This window comes from Pseudofulvibacter geojedonensis, from assembly GCF_042675745.1.
Classification (GTDB): Bacteria; Bacteroidota; Bacteroidia; order Flavobacteriales; family Flavobacteriaceae; genus Pseudofulvibacter; species Pseudofulvibacter geojedonensis.
In genome coordinates, this window is sequence record NZ_JBHTJM010000009.1 from 1 (window position 1) to 18,042 (window position 18,042).

An 18,042-nucleotide genomic window follows, 5' to 3' on the forward strand; every position below is an offset into this window, starting at 1 on the left:
GTTCAAAATTATCTATATAGAAAACAATCAACAAAAAGAATTTAGAGCACACTTCTCGTTAAAGAGGTAGTGTGACATGTTTGGGGAAGAAAAAACGCTAGTAAATTACTAGCGTTTTTTTATTATTTATTTTTAATAATCATTACTCTACATTAACAACCTCTTCTATTTGAGGTGCATGCTTTTTAATGGTCATTTCTACTCCAGATTTAAGAGTCATTTGATTTACCGAACAAGATGTACAAGCTCCCTCTAAACGAACTTTAACCTTTTTATCATCTTCAATATCTATTAATGTAATATCTCCTCCATCAGATTTTAAAAACGGTCTAATCTCTTCTAATGCCTTTTCTACATTTAATTTAATTTCTTGAGAAGTCATAATATTTATTTTTTAACAGCAGAACACCCTGCCATAGTTGTTATTTTAATTGCTTCAGTAGGAGGTAAACTTTTATTTCTTTTTACCGTTTCTTCAACAATATTTCTAGTAATTTCTGTTAATACTGCAGTTACAGGCGTTCCTTCTTGCAATGCTGCCGGTCTACCTATATCTCCTGCTTCTCTTACACTTTGAACAATTGGCAATTCTCCTAAAAACGGAACACCAAGATCTTGTGCTAGATATTTAGCCCCTTCTTCTCCAAAAATATAATATTTATTATCAGGAAGTTCTGCTGGTGTAAAGTACGCCATATTTTCTATAATTCCCAAAACTGGAACATTTATACTGTCTTGTTGAAACATAGCTACTCCTTTTTTAGCATCTGCTAAAGCTACATTTTGCGGAGTACTTACTACCACAGCACCAGTAATTGGTAAGGATTGCATTATAGATAAATGAATATCTCCAGTTCCAGGAGGTAAATCTAATAACAGAAAGTCTAACTCTCCCCAAGCAGCATCAAAAATCAACTGATTCAATGCTTTTGCAGCCATGGGTCCTCTCCATATTACAGCTTGATTAGGTTTCGTAAAAAAGCCTATTGACAATACCTTAACCCCATAATTTTCAACAGGAATCATTTTAGACTTTCCATCTACATTTTCTGCTAGAGGTCTTTCTCTTTCAACATCGAACATAATAGGTATAGATGGGCCATAAATATCTGCATCTAAAATACCTACATTAAATCCCATTTTTGCTAAACTAATAGCTACATTAGATGTAACTGTAGATTTACCTACTCCTCCTTTACCAGAAGAAATAGCAATGATATTTTTTATTCCGGGAATTTGCTTTCCTTTTATCTCTGGCTTATCTGCAGCTACAACTTTTACGTTTACTTTAACCTTAGCAGAATCAGAAAAAGTGTTTTTTACAACCTTTATAATTTCTGCTTCTACCTTCTTTTTTGCTTGCATAGTTGGGTTGGAGATATTAATATCTACCACAACCTCTTCTCCAAATGTAACTACATTTTGAACCGCTCCACTATCAACCATATTAGCTCCTTCTCCAGGAACTGTTATTTGCTGTAAAGCCTGTAAAACTTCTTTTCTAGTAATTTTCAAAACTGTATTATTTTTTCATTTAAATTTTCAGCTAAAACACTGATCCTAAATGATATTCTTAAAACATACCTTGACTACCTAAAAACAGGCACGGTATAACTATAATTGGTAAAATTTTGTGCAAATATACAGCTAATAAAGCAATTATAACATAAGTTCTGTTTGTGGATCCCAAAAACATTCTGAAAGGTTTTGGATTTGATTGTCTATAATTACGATCCCTTCATTCTCTAGCAACTGTTGCATTAAGTTTGTTCCTTCAAAATGCTGCTTACCTGTAAGAACCCCTTTTCTGTTTACAACTCTATGTGCTGGTACATTTTTAGCTTTAGAACCATTTAGAGCCCAACCTACCATTCTAGCGCTTTTAGGTGCTCCTAAAAATTTGGCTATAGCTCCATAGGTAGTTACTTTTCCGTATGGTATTAATTGAGTTACCTTATAAACTTTTTCAAAAAAATTATCATCAGATTTCATTACAAAAAGTTCAATTTAACAATTGCATAAACAGCTAACAAAAATGTTATTGCACTTAATATATAGTTGGCTTTTTTGCTAAAATTACTATTGTTATTAGACTGCTGCTTAAATAGCAAAATATAACAAACAATTGCTGCCAAACTACCAAAAACAATAGCAGTAATAAAAACTATAACATCGGCCGTAGAGAAGAAAAAATTACCTGAAGTGGTTAATGTACTGCAAACAAAACTATAAAAGGGTATTGGAAAAACATTTAGTAAAGAAAAAATAACTCCTTTTAAAAAAACACTACTTTTAGTTGTTAACTCTATTTCTTTGGGTTTTGACTCTACTTTAGCAGAAATAAAAAAATATATAGATAAACAAAAGAATATAGCGATTCCTGTTTTTTGTATAACCGACATTTCATCGGCACTTAAATTTAAAAACTCGGCAATTAAAACTGCTATACCAGCCTGTGCAGCAATTACTAAACAAGCTCCTGTCGTAAAAATAAAAGCCCTATTCCTTCCTTGCTCTACGCTTATCTTAGCCGCATTAACATTAATAATACCAGGCGGTATTACTCCTAAAAAAGACCATAAGAAACAGTAAAGAAAGAGAACAGAAAGCTGCATTATTTAATCTTAAATTGAATATACGTTATTGGTTTATCTACAGCCAAATATTGCTTTTCATAAAAAGTTTGAATTGCTAACACCTCTTCTGGGGCTCCTTCATTTTTATATACATCGTGATTTGCATAAACAACTTCGTGTCCAGCTCCATGTAACAGCCCTAAAGTATAGCCATGCATAAACTCACTATCTGTTTTTAAATGAACTATCCCATCTGCTTTTAATACATGTTTATACTTTTTTAGAAATTCAGCATTTGTTAAACGATGCTTAGTTCTTTTATATTTTATCTGTGGATCTGGGAAAGTTATCCAAATTTCACTCACTTCATTTTCATCAAATAACAAATCTATTAACTCTATTTGCGTTCTGATAAAAAAGATATTATTCATATCATTTTCAAGAGCAGTTTTAGCACCTCTCCAAAAACGGGCTCCTTTTATATCTATACCAATAAAATTCTTGTTCGGAAATTTTTCACCTAGACCTACTGAGTATTCACCTTTTCCGCAACCTAATTCTAAAACAATTGGATTATCATTTTTGAAAACTTCTGAATTCCATTTTCCTTTATAAGGAAAATCATTATTAGTTATCTGTTCTCTAGTGGGTTGAACTACATTAGGAAACGTATCATTTTCCTTAAATCTCTTCAGTTTATTTTTACTTCCCAAATCTAAAAATTTAATTTTTTGGTAAAATTAAATAAATCTTTTATAAACATATCAAGCTTAATTTTGTTTTATTGAAATAGCTAGCAAAAGTTTCATAAATTTAACTTTAAATTAATATGGAGGTTAAAAAAAACATACTAGTAGCTCCTTTAAACTGGGGATTGGGTCATGCCACAAGATGCATACCTATAATTCGTGCCTTAATAGAGAATGGATTTAATCCTATTATTGCTTCAGATGGAGACGCTTTAGGTCTTCTTAAAAAAGAATTCCCACATACAAAAGCCATTAGACTACCTTCTTATGATATTAAATATGCTAAAAAAGGGAAGAATTTTAAACAAAAAATGTTTTTTAATTCTCCTAAAATATTGCTAGCCATAATACAAGAACACTTAGTTCTAAAGAGAATTATTAAAGATTATCGTATTAACGGAATTATATCTGATAACAGGTTTGGGTTGTTTTCTAAAAAAATTCCATGTGTATATATTACTCATCAGCTAACTGTATTGAGTGGAAAAACCACTAACTTAAGTAGTAATATACATCATTACTTTATTAAAAAATATGATTCTTGTTGGGTTCCAGATTTAAAGCAATGCAACAACCTAAGTGGAAAACTGGGACACCTCAATGAAAATCATAAATTAAACATAGAATACATAGGTCCTTTAAGCAGATTCGAGAAGAAGAGCATCGAAAAAAAATATGATTTAATGGTTCTCCTATCGGGACCAGAACCACAGAGGACTATTTTAGAAAAAAAACTATTTAATATTTTAAAGACCACAAACAAAAAAACATTATTTGTTAGAGGGAAAGTCGATTCTGCTCCAGACTCATTTGATTTTGGCAACATTACATTTTACAATTACATGACGAGCAATGAGCTTGAAAGCGCTATAAATGCAAGTGAACTTATAATAGCTAGATCTGGTTACACAACTATTATGGATTTAGCAAAACTAGAAAAGAAAGCCTTTTTTATTCCAACTCCGGGACAATCTGAACAAGAATATTTAGCTAAACGAATGGATTATTTAGGTTTAACACCTTATTCTAAACAAGAAAATTTATCTTTAGAAAAGCTTAATAAGGTATTACTATATTCTGGATTAAAAAACTTTAACTCTAGCATCAATTATCAAAAGCTATTTAACATTTTTGACGAAAAAAAAACAACTTTTTACTCTTCTGTAAAAGAACTAGAAGTTCTCTCTAAGGTAAAAGAAAACTCAGAACCTACTCCTACTTCACTCTCAACATAAATACGTTCATCATGAGCTTCTACAATGTGCTTAACAATTGCCAAACCTAGGCCTGAACCTCCTTCTTGTCTAGATCCGCTTTTATCAACTCTATAAAAACGTTCAAACAATCTTGGTAAATGTTCTTCACTTATACCCTCTCCGTTATCTGTAACTCTAACAATAACTTTATTTTTTATTAACGGTTCAACACTAATTTCTGTAGTCCCGTTTTCTTGACCATATTTAATTGAATTTACAACTAAATTAGTAATTACTTGCTGAATTCTTTCTTTATCTGCATAAACCAAAACTTCTTTATCATATTCTCTATCTAACACTAAAGCAACATTTTTTTTACTTGCTTTCATTTCAAATAGATCGAATACATTTTGAACTACTTCTATAATATTAAAAGACGTGTAATTTAAATTCAAATCACCTACTTCTAATTTAGTAATCATGTCTAGGTCATTAACAATATAGATCAACCTATCTACCCCCTTACTGGCTCTATTAAGATATTTTTCTCTTATTTTTTCATCTGCTCCAGCTCCATCTAACAAAGTTAATATATACCCTTGAACAGTAAATAGTGGTGTTTTTAATTCATGCGATATATTACCTATAAATTCTTTTCTATAGGTTTCTCTAATTCTTAGAGTTTCTATTTCTAACTTTTTATCTTTAGCAAACTTCTCTACTTCTTTAGTAAGAGTTGCCATATCTGTAGTAATAGCTTCCTTCTTAAACGATGTACTCTCTAACAAAGAAACATCATCGTAAATTTTCTTTACTCTTTTGTAAATAAACCTCTCTACTCTAAATTGAATAACCACAAAACAAAACCCATAACACACCAACAAAAACATCAGCACCAACCAAAAGTCAAACTTACCTGTCTGATATAGAAAAACTCCTATGAAAAGAGTTAAAAAAAGCGTTATATACATAGAAGAATACAACGCAAAACGATATGTTTTTTTTATTTTATTAGTCATTCACTACAAACTTATACCCTACTCCTTTAACAGTTTTAAAAGATGCATCACCAATTTTTTCTCTTAGTTTTCTAATATGAACATCTATAGTTCTTCCCCCTACAACAACTTCATTACCCCAAACCTTGTTTAAAATATCTTCTCTTTTAAATACTTTTCCAGGTTTAGAAGTTAACAATGATAATAATTCAAACTCTTTTCTTGGTAACACAATTTCATCATCACCTTTTAGGACCTTATATTCCTCTCTATTAATAACAAGTCCACCTATATTTACAGAGTTATCAGCTTCTTGAGTACCTCCTAACCTTCTTAACAATGCTTTTACCTTACTTACCAAAACTTTTGGTCTAATAGGCTTTGTTATATAATCATCTGCTCCAGCATCAAATCCAGCCATTTGAGAATAATCTTCTCCTCTTGCTGTTAAAAATGTGATTACTGTATTTGATAATTCAGGAACTTTTCTAATCTGTTCACAAGCTTCTATACCATCCATCTCCGGCATCATAACATCTAAAATAATTAAATGTGGCTTGTGTTCTTTTGCCATCGCAACTCCCTCTACTCCATTATTAGCAGTAAAAACCTGATATCCTTCTCCAGATAAATTAAAACCAACTATTTCTAATATATCTGGTTCATCATCTACTAATAATATTTTAATTGCGCTTGTATCCATAAGTATTTATTCGTCATATATATAACCCAAAGATAAAATAAAATACTATTTCCCTATTAAAAGTACTCTACTATAACGTTAACATAACAATCACCTACACTCTCTTAACTTAAAACTAACATTGCATTGGGTAACAAGTATGTGCAATGTTATACTATTGTTAAGATTAGTTGGTTTACATCTTTGATTTTTAGCATTTTCATAAAATTACCTAACTTTGCAAAAGTGATTTTACTAACATTTAATTAAAATTTTTATGAAAAAAATTTACTTTTTATTCTTATTATTATCTTCTGTCTTAACATTTGGACAAACAGAGATATTTAACTTATCAGGAGGTGGTGCATTCCCAGCAGGATGGGTAGACACAAATAATGTAACTACCAATCAAATTGACAGAACATCTTACTATTTGATAGATGCTGGAGCTCCTTCGGATGTAATTGAATCTGCTACTTACGATTTATCTTCATATAGTTCTGCTCAACTAAGGTTTAACATTAGATCATTTGGTTCTGGAACCCATAATTCTGCTTACACTGAAATTTCTTATGATAATGGTGCCACTTATACTGAAACAGACACAAGTCCAGTAACGACTACCACATACACAACTCACACCATAAATTTAGCAAGTGTAAGTAATCAAGTTAAAATTAGATTCTCTACTCAAGCTACTACTGGAAGAGGAATTCGTTTTCAGAATATTATTCTTGAAGCAACAGGTACAGACCCTGATTTAACTATCACTGCACCAACAGATGGAGCCGTATTTACCGCGGGAACTACTTCTGTTGACGTTAATATTAATGTTGTAAATTTCATGGTAGATGCTTTACCTGGTGCTGGTGGTACTGGTGACGGACATATACATTGGACTATAAATACTAATGGAGGCGGAGCTGTAGCTCAACCAATGAAATATGATACTAATACTGAATCTATAGCTGTAGTTGATGGTAGCTCTTACGTAGTTGAAATGACTTTAGTTGACAATACTCACACCCCTATAGTTCCTGCTGTAACTAAATCAGTATCTTTTTCTGTAGCTTATCCTTGTGATTTACAACTAGGAGCTATTACTACTACTTGTGATACAGAAACAGCTGGCGTAGATACTTACACTACAACTATTGCTTTTACTGGAGGTGGAACCTCAACGTATACAATTAATACTGGGGGAACAGGAATTATTGGTGGAGACAATCCTTCTAGTGTAGCTAGCGGAAATATAACCATCACTAATGCTAACGAAGGAACCGATTTTTCTGTAAATATAACTGGAGATGCTTCTAATAGTAGTTGTAATATTAATAGAAATATAACTAGCCCAGTATGTGTGGCTGCCTCTTGTAGCCCAGTAGGTTCAGTTATTATTACCGAAATTATGAAAAACCCTAATGCTGTAACAGATGCCAACGGAGAATATTTTGAAGTTTATAATACTACCGCAGCTCCGATTGATATGCAAGGTTGGATAATTTCTGACGCTGATACTGAAAGCCATACTATTTCTTCTTCTGTTGTAGTACCTGCTATGGGATATGCGGTTTTTGGAATCAATTCAAACTTTGGAACAAATGGTGGTGTTACAGTTAATTATCAGTATAGTGGATTTAATTTAGCAAATGGTAGTGACGAAGTTCAATTAGAATGTCCAGCAACTACTATAATTGATGCCGTAGCTTATACTGATGCAACCTTTCCAGACACAACAGGTGTAGCTATGGAATTAGACCCTAATGCTTTTAACAGTACAGATAATGACAATGGAGCCAACTGGGGTAATTCAGCTACAGATATTGGAGCTGGACCAGACAAGGGAACTCCTGGAGCTGCTAACAATCCGGTACTTTCTATAGCTAACAATGTTATAGAAGGATTTAAAATTTACCCTAATCCTTCTGAGTTTGGTTTCATCAATATTGTTACTAATTCTAACGACATCAAGAATGTTACTGTTTATGACTTATTAGGTAAACAAGTGATAACTCAAACAACTAGTCAACAATTAAACATTAGCACTTTACATTCTGGTGTTTATGTAGTTAAAGTTGAGCAAAATAATAAAGTAGCTACTAAGCGTTTAATCGTTAAATAAGCTATTTAATATCTTTATTTTAAAAGCGTTCTGATAATCAGAACGCTTTTGTTATTTTTGGTATATGCATAAGAAGTTTTTAATCATAATTGTCTCATTAATAATAAATGTAGGGTTTTCACAAAACCTTACACTTGCTAAAACTTTTTTTGACGATGGTGAATATGAAAAAGCATTAGTTGAATATGAAAAGCTTTTAAAAAAACAACCACATAGAGCTGACTACTTAGTTAGTACTGTAAAATGTTATCAAGAATTAGAAAAATTAGATCAAGCTAAAAATTTATTATCTAAGGCTATCAATAAAAACAGACCTCAATTATTAGTTGAACTCGGTTATAATTACGAACTACAAAAAGATAGTGTTCTTGCTAAGAAAAATTATCAAAAAGCTATAGAGCAAATTACAGAAAATCCCAATAGTGCTTATAGCATAGGAAGAGCTTTTGAAAAACACAGCTTGTTAAAAGAAGCAAAAGAAACTTACTTAGTCGCTATGGCTACTAACCCAAACATGAACTTAAACTTTCAGCTAGCCAGTATTTATGGCCAATTAAATGAAATTGAACTCATGTTTAACAGTTATTTAAACACCTTAGAAACAAATAAGCAATTACAACCAACAATACAGCGTTACATAGCACAATTTGTTAATAGTGATGCTAAAAACGAAAATAACATTTTACTTAAAAGAGCTCTCTTAAAGAAACTACATAGTAATCCGAATGCATTATGGAATGAACAATTAAGTTGGTTATATGTTCAACAACAAGAATACCACAAAGCTTTTGTGCAAGAAAAGGCAATATTCAAAAGGGCTGAACAACCAGATTTAACCAGAATTTTTGATTTAGCTCTAACGGCTAAACACCATCATAAATATACAGAAGCTAAAACCATTTTTAACTTTATAGCAAATCAACCTTTAGAAAAAACCACTGCCTTAAAAGTTCAAAAGTATTTACTAGAAATAGAAACCAATCAGAGTAATACATATGACTCGATTGTAGTTAAGTACAATGAGTTATTAAATGAGCATGGTATAAATGCACAAACTTTAGATTTACAACTAGACTACTGTTATTTATTAGCCTTTAAAATGAATTTACAAAAAAAAGCAATCACTTTTTTACAAGAACATAAAAAGCAAAGGTTAGGCAAATTCAACCAAGCAAGATATAATATGTTATTAGCAGATATTTTAGTTGCTGAAGGAAAGTTTAATCAAGCTTTAATATACTACTCTAAAATACAGCGTAGTTTAAAGAACAATGTATTATCTCAAGAAGCGCGTTATAAAGTAGCCAAGACTAGCTACTTTAAAGGTGATTTTGACTGGGCTTTACAACAGGTAAAAGTTTTAAAAACATCTACATCTCAATTAATAGCCAACGACGCATTAGACCTGCACTTATTAATTAGTGACCATACCGGGAATAAAGATGATTTACCTATGGCTTTAAATAAATTTGCTGAAGCTGATTTATTAGCATTTCAGAATAAAAAGCAAGAGGCTATAAATAAGTTAGATTTACTTTTAACTCATTACAAAGGACAACCTATAGAAGATGACGCCTATTACTTGCAAGCTAAGCTATTTGAAAAATCAAACAACTACAACAAAGCAAGAGAAAACTACGAGTTTATTATTAATAACTTAAAAGAAAGTATTTTTTTAGACAATGCTTTATATAGATTGGGCATGTTAAACTTAAATCATTTTCAGGATGAAAAAAAAGCTAAGCAATACTTTGAGACACTAATTTTTAATCATGCTGATAGTATTCATTTTGTAGATGCTCAAAAAATGTATCGAAAATTAAGAGGTGATTCTCTCTAAACTATATAAAAAAAGGAGTCATAAACCTGACTCCTTTTTTCTTTTATTAAGCTATCGTTGCACCATTGGCAACATCTTCTTCATCAGGATTCACGAATACTAATTTACCATCTTCATTTTCACTCATTAAAATCATTCCTTCGCTTTCTACACCTCTAAGTTTTCTTGGAGCCAAATTCACTAGAACAGTTACTTTTTTTCCAATAATATCTTCTGCTTTAAAACTTTCTGCTATACCCGAAACTATGGTTCTAGTATCGATCCCTGTATCCACTTTTAAAACTAACAATTTCTTTGCCTTAGGCATTTTTTCAGCCTCAACAATAGTTCCTACACGTAAATCTAGCTTCGTGAAATCATCAAACGTAGCAGTATCTTTTTGAGGTTCAACTACTTTATTTGCTTTTTCATTAGCTACTTTTATAGCTTCTAAACGATCTAGCTGTTTTTGAATTTCTTCGTCTTCTATTTGAGGGAATAAAATAGGCGCTTTCCCTTCTTTTATTTTATGGCCTGATGGAATTAAATCAGTTTTCTCTTCAATATCATACCATTTAGTTTCTGGCTGCTGAAGCAAATCTTGTAATGTATTAGAAGCAAAAGGAATAAATGGTTCACTTAAAGTTGCTAAAGCAGTAGCTATTTGCAACGACACATACATAATAGTTTTTACCCTTTCTTCATCTGTTTTCACCAACTTCCAAGGCTCTTGTTCCGCTAAATACTTATTACCCAAACGAGCCAAATTCATCATTTTTAAATTTGCCTCTCTAAAACGGTATCGCTCTAATGAAAAAGCTATATCTGCAGGAAACTTTTTCAACTCGTCTAAAACATCTATATCTGCTTCTAAATATTCATTTGGAGTAGGTACAACACCAGAATAATACTTATTAGTTAATACGAGAACTCTGTTAATAAAATTACCATAGTTATCTGCTAACTCTTTATTTCTGGCTTGAAAATCCTTCCAAGTAAAATCATTATCCTTAGTCTCAGGAGCAGTTGCTGTTAAAGTATAACGCAATGCATCTTGCCTATCAGGAAAATCCTCTAAATACTCATGCAACCAAACTGCCCAGTTTTTAGAGGTAGATAATTTATTTCCTTCTAAATTTAAAAACTCGTTAGACGGTACATTATCTGGTAAAACATAACTACCTTCTGCTTTTAGCATTGCTGGAAAAATAATACAATGAAAAACAATATTATCTTTTCCTATAAAGTGTACTAGTTTAGTATCTTTTTCTTTCCAATAAGGTTTCCAGTCTTTACCATTATTTTCTGCCCATTCTTTAGTAGCAGATATATAACCAATAGGCGCATCAAACCAAACATATAACACTTTGCCATCTGCTCCTTCTACTGGTACAGGTATACCCCAATCTAAATCTCGGGTAACAGCTCTTGGTCTTAATCCATCTTCTATCCATGACTTGCATTGTCCATAAACATTGGTTTTCCAATCATTTTTGTGATCTTCTAAAATCCATTGTCTTAAAAAAGGCTCATGTTTATCTAAAGGCAAAAACCAGTGTTTTGTTTCTTTTAAAGAAGGGACACCACCAGTAATAGCAGATTTCGGATTAATTAAATCTGTAGCATTATGAGAAGTACCACATTTTTCACACTGATCTCCATAACTCTCTTCATTTCCACACTTAGGGCAAGTTCCAATTACAAATCTATCTGCTAAAAACTGTTTAGCATCTGCATCATACAATTGTTGTTCAACTTTTTCTACAAACTCACCTTTATCATGCAAAGTCTTAAAAAACTCAGATGCAGTTTCATGATGCACTTCAGCAGAAGTTCTAGAGTAATTATCAAACGAAATTCCAAAATCTTCAAACGATTTTTTAATGATTGCATGGTACTTATCAACTACATCTTGAGGAGTTACTCCCTCTTTTTTGGCTTTGATAGTAATTGGCACTCCATGCTCATCACTACCACAAACAAAAACTACATCTTTTCCTATTAAACGTAAATAACGTGCATAAATATCTGCTGGCACATAAACACCCGCTAAATGACCTATATGAATAGGACCGTTTGTATATGGCAATGCTGCTGTAAGTGTATATCGTTTTGGATCTTGCATAATAATTGCTAAAATTTTGAGCTGCAAAAATACATAATAGCAACGAGTTTTATTATTTTTACTGAAGAAGATTTATAAGCAATATGACTATTCAACCTCCAGCTTTACAACAAGGCGATACAGTAGCTATCATTGCTACTGCCAGAAAAATAACTAGAGAAGAGCTACAACCAGCAATCGATCTTTTAGAACAATGGGGCCTAAACGCCGTTATAGGCAGAACTATAGGGCTAGACAATCATCAGTTTGCAGGTACAGATGAAGAACGTAGGTTAGATTTACAACAAGCCTTAGACGATTATGCCGTAAAAGCTATTTGGTGTGCAAGAGGAGGGTACGGAACAGTTCGTATTATTGATGCTTTAGATTTTAGCATTTTTAAAAAAAATCCTAAATGGATTATTGGTTTTTCTGATGTTACTGCACTACACTCACATGTACACAATCTAGGGTATCAATCCTTGCATAGTATCATGCCTATTACAGTAGAAGGAAATACTAATGAAGCATTGAATTCTTTCAAAAAAAGTCTTTTTTGTGAACCTTTAAACTATAACATAGTTACTTCTAAACACAATAGAATTGGCCAAACATCTGGAGAATTAATTGGAGGTAATCTATCAATGCTTTATAGTATTTTAGGTTCTGAATCTGCAGTTCAGACTGACGGAAAAATTTTATTTATAGAAGATTTAGATGAATATCTTTATCATATAGATAGAATGATGATGAATTTAAAGCGTAACAACTGTTTTAAAAATCTTAAAGGACTCATTGTTGGAGGTATGACTAAAATGCATGATAACACTATTCCTTTTGGAAAAAATGCAATTGAAATTATTGTAGACAATACCAAGGAATATGATTTTCCGATTTGTTTTGATTTTCCTGCTGGTCATTTAAAAGATAACAGATCTTTGATCATGGGAAAAACTGCTCACCTAAATGTAAGCCAAGAGTTTGTAACCTTAGACTTTAATTAAATTATGGCTAGTCATAATGAATTAGGTAAATTTGGAGAAGAATTAGCTGTAGACTACCTCATTAAAAAAGGTTATATTATTAAAGCACGTAATTGGCGTTATCAAAAAGCAGAAATAGACATTATCGCTCAAAAAAAAGATGTTTTAGCCATTATTGAAGTCAAAACAAGAAGTTCTTTAGAATATGGTACACCCGAACAGTTTGTTAGCCATAAAAAAATTAAACTTTTAGTTAGCGCTACAGATGTATACGTTAAACAAAAAGATATAGATGTTAACATACGGTTTGATATAATTTCCATTCACAAAACCGACACAAAGTTTGATATTCGACACACAAAAGAAGCATTTTTGTTTTTTTAAAACATTTTGTTATATTTGATTAGCCCCAAAACTAATTACCTCTATGAAAACAATCTCATCTATTGTAGAAAACTACATCAGCACCAAACCTTTTTTATTAACAGCTTTATCTCAAGGTATTATCAATCTAACTTCTTTGGCTAGAGTTATTTTACCAGAAATTGAGCAAGAACTTGAAAAAGAAGTTAAACAAGGAGCTGTAGTAATGGCTCTTAAAAGATTATCATCTGACTTAGATTTTAGAACCAACCATAAAATCACCAAAGTATTAAAAAACATTGGTGAAATTACTGTTCGTTCATTTCTGACGGATTATACTTTTTTAATTTCAGATTCCATTTTAAAAAAGCAAGAAGAGTTATTATCTCATATCAACTCTAAAAAAGATGTTTTCTACACTTCTTCTAGAGGTGTTAACGAAACAAATATTGTTATTAGCAGCTCTATGAATAAACTAGTTGAAGATGTTTTTGAGGGTGAAAAAATTGTTCAAAAATCTCAAGAGCTATCTGCAATTACAGTAAAGCTACCAGAAGAGAACGTAACCACCTCTGGTTTGTATTATTTCATTTTTCAACGTTTAGCATGGGAAGGTGTGGTTATTAAAGAAGTAATCTCTACCACTAATGAATTCACAATATTGGTAAGTGACGAACAAATAGATGTGGCTTTTAAAGTAGTTAAAGACTTGAGAAATCTTTAAACAAAACATGTACATTCTCTATATTGAAGCTTAAACAAGTCTCATTTACAAGCTAAAAAACAACTGAAAATCAATTAACTACAAGAAAACAAACACAACTTCAACAAGAAATTAATATCTTTTGTAGATGAAAAATGTTTTTTTGTATACACAAAAGCAGTTTTTATCCATATCGGTTAATTGTCTATTTTTTCTTACATGTTTTTATCGTATATTGATTTAATTAAATAAATCAATTATGAAGACTTTACTAACACTTTTGCTAATAAGTCCGTTATATTTATATTCTCAAGTAGGAATTGGCACAACATCTCCAACTGCTACATTAGACATAAATGGCGACTTAGAAATAGTAAATACACCAAGCTCTAATGTATCTGGTATTAACCCTAATAACGAAATTATTTTAGTAAAAGATCAAAGCTCTAATCAAGTTCAATCTTTATCTATTAAAGATTTAATTAATAGTTATTTTAAAACATTTATTAAATGCTCTAAATCTTCAGATGAACAAGTAAATTTAGTTACAGCCAGTGGAACTTCTCAGGTAATCGATTTTAATACTGTTGAAATTGATTCTAATAACGAGTACTCTACTGCATCTAAAAGCTTTACTCCAAAACAAGACGGATGGTATGAAATACATGTACAAATAACCATTGAACCCACCAACCCAATAAGTGCATCTATTTCTAATGATTTTAGACTTAATATTGTAAAAAACAGTAGTGTAATAGCTTTTGATACGGGGGTTTTGGCTACACTAACAGCGCTAGGAACAAATGTATACACCCAACCAACTAGAAAAGTTGGTACTTTAGTTTACTTAACCACAAGTGACACCATTCAGTTCCAAGCACAGAATAACAATTCGCTTGTACCCGCAGCCATAGACATTAACTTATTAGGAAACTCTAGTCAAACTTATTTTAGTATTAGACAGGTTAGATAAATATTACATATTTTTTAATTGACACCTTTTATTTCCAAAAGACTAATTGAAGTGATTAAACTGAATAGCTATATTTCCTAAATTTAACGCATAAAAAAAGAGCTATCATTTCTGATCACTCTTACTTAGTAGCTAATAAAATTGAAATATCGAAAAATTACATTGATTATTTTTTAGCTATATAGATTTCTACAATTACAATTTGTAACCATACTATCAATTTGATCTTAAACACACCTTTCTACGATACAAATTTATTCTTACAAAACTTAGGTTTATCTAAATATTTCAAAAAAATTAACATAAATAATGCTTGTTTATAGCATTTTAAGACTACCTTGTAATCAAATTCATTTTTATGAAAAAAGGAACTGTTAAGTTCTTTAGTGATTCTAAAGGTTTTGGATTCATTATTGAAGAAGGAACTAAAACCGAATACTTCATTCAACATTCTAACTTAAATTCTATAACCATTAAAAAAGGTGATATTGTTGAATTTGAGACTAAAAAAGGTAGTCGAGGATTTAACGCTATAAATATTAAAATGGTTTAATCCATCTAAAGAGTATTAAATCTATTCTTAGATATAAAATCTATAATCTTATGTATACTATTAATAACATATTTAAAGTTGGTGATATTGTTTGCACTAAAGTAAACCCTAAAATAGCATTAGTTGTAAGACTGTTTGCCTATAATATATACTACTGTATTGTTAAAGGACAACCTAAAGGAACAGACCTTGTGTATTTTGAAAGAGAGCTTCAATTATTTGACTCTGAAAAAAAATAATTTACTTTATATCATTAAATAAATCAATATAATAGTTCAAGCCATTTTATTAGCTCTACCTTTGTTGTAATTATTAATTATATTTTTTATTTATGAAAAAAGGGACAGTTAAGTTCTTTAATGATTCCAAAGGTTTTGGGTTCATTACAGAACAAGAAACTAAAGCCGAACATTTTGTACACATTTCTGGATTAATCGATGAAGTAGTAGAAGATGATGAAGTTGAATTTGAACTAACACAAGGGAAAAAAGGATTAAACGCAGTAAACGTTAGAGTAATTTAATAATATTTCGTTGTAACTTAATAAGTTACTGGTTCAAGAAAAGCAGCTTTAGGGCTGCTTTTCTATTTGAAAATTTTAAACCAATCATTGGCAGGCTATAAACAGTTTTCTATATGTCTTGAGAAGATTTTTGTTTAGCCAGGGCAGTAGGACTCGAACTTGTGGCCTCAGGATTATGAGAGCAATCACTTTTTAATCATTCTAATTGTAGCTTCCTCTTTAGGTAATTTTACTTTAAGAAAATACACCCCCTTGGTTAAGTTTTCTGTTTTAAGTTCAACTTTAGAAACATTGACATAATTTTCCTTTTTTATCAATTTCCCTGAAATATTAAGAAACTCTAAACCCACCTTATTATACTTCCTTCCTAACTCCAATATTGATAAATAATTGATAGGGTTGGGATGCAAAATTATAGTCTTTTTATAATTATAATCAGTAATACTCAATATGGGATTAGTAAAAATTCTAACATGACCAGAATTACTACCATTACCATCATTTCCAAATGCTCCTACTGCCAACGTTATACCGTCTGAATCTAAATCAATAGCTCCTAAGCTTGCGGAAAAATCTTGAATATTTTCACCTACAATATCGTTCCCTAATTGTGACCATGAGCCACTAATATTCCTGTACACTCTAACCAGTCCTGCTGCCGAATTAGCTTCAGATGCTCCTGCTGCTAATAAATCACCATTACTATTTATACTAATAGAGCTTCCTAAATAATCTCCACTATTTCCAATAATATCATTACCTAATTGAACCCATGCAGTCTCACTAGCATTTAATTCATACGTTTTAACTAATCCTGAATTGGTTCCATTCGCATCATTGCGTCGTACTCCAATTGCCAAAATAGACCCCAAACTATTTAAACTTATTGAATAACCAAACTCATCTCCTAAATTTACTCCTTCTATACTAGCTCCTAATGATAACCAAGAATTTGTGTTATTAAGCCTTTTATAAACTCTTACAGCGCCTCTACTAGAGGATAACGATGGCCATCTATGTGCCCCTATTGCTAAAACAGAACCATCTTCACTTAAACTTAAAGCGCTTCCAAAATACTCTTGCTCTTGATTACCTTCTATGGTGTATCTATATATCCAGTTACCATTAACTTTTTCATATAGTTTAATATGTCCTTCTCCATCACTAACGCTAGAAGTTCCAGCTCTTGGAGCTCCAATGACTAATATATTTCCATTTTTACTTAACGAAACAGCATAACCAAAAAAATCACCTTGAGAGTCTCCATAAAAAGTATTTATTAATAACCAATTACTACCAACTTTTTTAAACAATCTTACTATACCAGCGTTACTTCCATTATCATCATTATAAGGTGTCCCAACTGCTAAAATTTCTCCATTACCACTTAGGCAAACTGAATAACCAAATCTATCACCAGGATTAGCTCCATTTATATCTTGGCCTATTTGAACCCAATTTCCACTAGTGTTTTGAAACACCCTTACATGCCCGGAAGCATTTCCGTTTCCATCATTTTCTGGAGCACCAATTGCTAAAATTGATCCGTTAGAACTTAAACTTACTGCATACCCAGATTCATCTCCAAGATGCTCTCCGTTTATATCATTCCCAGCTTGTGTCCATTGGGCTGAACTTAACAAAGGAATTATCACTATTATTTTAAAAATAAAAAGTTTCATCACATATATCTTTTTA

19 protein-coding genes are annotated in these 18,042 nt (G+C 31.4%); 10 read left to right on the top strand and 9 right to left on the bottom strand.

Annotated elements, in window-relative coordinates:
- Window positions 1-142 precede the first annotated feature (142 nt).
- The 5 genes from ACFQ1O_RS09485 to trmB form a co-directional block, all read right to left on the bottom strand.
- A complete protein-coding gene (locus tag ACFQ1O_RS09485; protein WP_377715756.1) occupies window positions 143-382 on the bottom strand; it encodes a NifU family protein in 240 nt (79 codons plus the stop codon).
- 5 nt (window positions 383-387) lie between these two features.
- The gene (locus ACFQ1O_RS09490) at window positions 388-1,515 is read right to left on the bottom strand and encodes an Mrp/NBP35 family ATP-binding protein (RefSeq protein WP_377715758.1); all 1,128 of its coding nucleotides are present in this window, start codon (window positions 1,513-1,515) and stop codon (window positions 388-390) included.
- A 144-nt stretch (window positions 1,516-1,659) separates the two neighbouring features.
- A complete protein-coding gene (locus ACFQ1O_RS09495) occupies window positions 1,660-1,992 on the bottom strand; it encodes an MGMT family protein (RefSeq protein ID WP_377715760.1) in 333 nt (110 codons plus the stop codon).
- Window positions 1,992-2,615 (bottom strand): LysE family translocator, encoded by a 624-nt coding sequence (locus tag ACFQ1O_RS09500; protein WP_377715762.1) that lies wholly within the window; start codon window positions 2,613-2,615, stop codon window positions 1,992-1,994. Before ACFQ1O_RS09500 ends, ACFQ1O_RS09495 begins: the two co-directional genes overlap by 1 nt.
- Window positions 2,615-3,289 (bottom strand): tRNA (guanosine(46)-N7)-methyltransferase TrmB, encoded by a 675-nt coding sequence (gene trmB / locus ACFQ1O_RS09505; protein ID WP_377715764.1) that lies wholly within the window; start codon window positions 3,287-3,289, stop codon window positions 2,615-2,617. The genes ACFQ1O_RS09500 and trmB overlap by 1 nt, the downstream gene beginning before the upstream one ends.
- Window positions 3,290-3,405: 116 nt before the next feature.
- Here trmB and ACFQ1O_RS09510 point away from each other — a divergent pair, with 116 nt between their 5' ends.
- Window positions 3,406-4,560: a glycosyltransferase gene (locus ACFQ1O_RS09510; RefSeq protein WP_377715766.1), complete on the top strand. Its 1,155-nt coding sequence runs from the start codon at window positions 3,406-3,408 to the stop codon at window positions 4,558-4,560.
- Here the strand turns inward: ACFQ1O_RS09510 and ACFQ1O_RS09515 are convergent.
- On the bottom strand, window positions 4,479-5,540 hold the full coding sequence (locus ACFQ1O_RS09515) for a sensor histidine kinase (RefSeq protein WP_377715768.1): 1,062 nt from the start codon (window positions 5,538-5,540) through the stop codon (window positions 4,479-4,481). The genes ACFQ1O_RS09510 and ACFQ1O_RS09515 overlap by 82 nt on opposite strands.
- Window positions 5,533-6,222: a response regulator transcription factor gene (locus ACFQ1O_RS09520; protein WP_377715770.1), complete on the bottom strand. Its 690-nt coding sequence runs from the start codon at window positions 6,220-6,222 to the stop codon at window positions 5,533-5,535. Before ACFQ1O_RS09520 ends, ACFQ1O_RS09515 begins: the two co-directional genes overlap by 8 nt.
- 256 nt (window positions 6,223-6,478) lie before the next feature.
- Between ACFQ1O_RS09520 and ACFQ1O_RS09525 the strand changes: the two genes are divergently transcribed.
- Entirely contained in the window at window positions 6,479-8,323 is a 1,845-nt protein-coding gene (locus ACFQ1O_RS09525) for a T9SS type A sorting domain-containing protein (protein ID WP_377715773.1), read from the top strand.
- Between the two features lie 64 nt (window positions 8,324-8,387).
- Window positions 8,388-10,163: a tetratricopeptide repeat protein gene (locus tag ACFQ1O_RS09530; protein ID WP_377715775.1), complete on the top strand. Its 1,776-nt coding sequence runs from the start codon at window positions 8,388-8,390 to the stop codon at window positions 10,161-10,163.
- 46 nt (window positions 10,164-10,209) lie between these two features.
- Here the strand turns inward: ACFQ1O_RS09530 and metG are convergent, their stop codons facing one another.
- Window positions 10,210-12,267, bottom strand: a complete 2,058-nt coding sequence (gene metG, locus ACFQ1O_RS09535) for a methionine--tRNA ligase (protein WP_377715777.1) — start codon at window positions 12,265-12,267, stop codon at window positions 10,210-10,212.
- Between the two features lie 83 nt (window positions 12,268-12,350).
- On the opposite strand from metG, the gene ACFQ1O_RS09540 reads away from it, so the two are divergent.
- From ACFQ1O_RS09540 to ACFQ1O_RS09570, 7 genes are all read left to right on the top strand, one after another.
- Window positions 12,351-13,250, top strand: a complete 900-nt coding sequence (locus ACFQ1O_RS09540; RefSeq protein ID WP_377715779.1) for a S66 peptidase family protein — start codon at window positions 12,351-12,353, stop codon at window positions 13,248-13,250.
- A 3-nt stretch (window positions 13,251-13,253) separates the two neighbouring features.
- Entirely contained in the window at window positions 13,254-13,613 is a 360-nt protein-coding gene (locus tag ACFQ1O_RS09545) for a YraN family protein (protein WP_377715781.1), read from the top strand.
- Between the two features lie 43 nt (window positions 13,614-13,656).
- The gene (locus tag ACFQ1O_RS09550) at window positions 13,657-14,316 is read left to right on the top strand and encodes an aspartate kinase (protein ID WP_377715783.1); all 660 of its coding nucleotides are present in this window, start codon (window positions 13,657-13,659) and stop codon (window positions 14,314-14,316) included.
- A gap of 238 nt (window positions 14,317-14,554) precedes the next feature.
- Complete coding sequence (locus tag ACFQ1O_RS09555; protein ID WP_377715785.1) at window positions 14,555-15,268, top strand: hypothetical protein; 714 nt, start codon at window positions 14,555-14,557, stop codon at window positions 15,266-15,268.
- Window positions 15,269-15,626: 358 nt separating this feature from the next.
- The gene (locus ACFQ1O_RS09560; RefSeq protein WP_377715787.1) at window positions 15,627-15,821 is read left to right on the top strand and encodes a cold-shock protein; all 195 of its coding nucleotides are present in this window, start codon (window positions 15,627-15,629) and stop codon (window positions 15,819-15,821) included.
- 50 nt (window positions 15,822-15,871) lie between these two features.
- Window positions 15,872-16,060: a hypothetical protein gene (locus tag ACFQ1O_RS09565; RefSeq protein WP_377715789.1), complete on the top strand. Its 189-nt coding sequence runs from the start codon at window positions 15,872-15,874 to the stop codon at window positions 16,058-16,060.
- 92 nt (window positions 16,061-16,152) lie between these two features.
- Entirely contained in the window at window positions 16,153-16,344 is a 192-nt protein-coding gene (locus tag ACFQ1O_RS09570) for a cold-shock protein (RefSeq protein WP_377715791.1), read from the top strand.
- A gap of 185 nt (window positions 16,345-16,529) precedes the next feature.
- Here the strand turns inward: ACFQ1O_RS09570 and ACFQ1O_RS09575 are convergent, their stop codons facing one another.
- A complete protein-coding gene (locus tag ACFQ1O_RS09575) occupies window positions 16,530-18,026 on the bottom strand; it encodes a T9SS type A sorting domain-containing protein (RefSeq protein ID WP_377715793.1) in 1,497 nt (498 codons plus the stop codon).
- Window positions 18,027-18,042 lie beyond the last annotated feature (16 nt).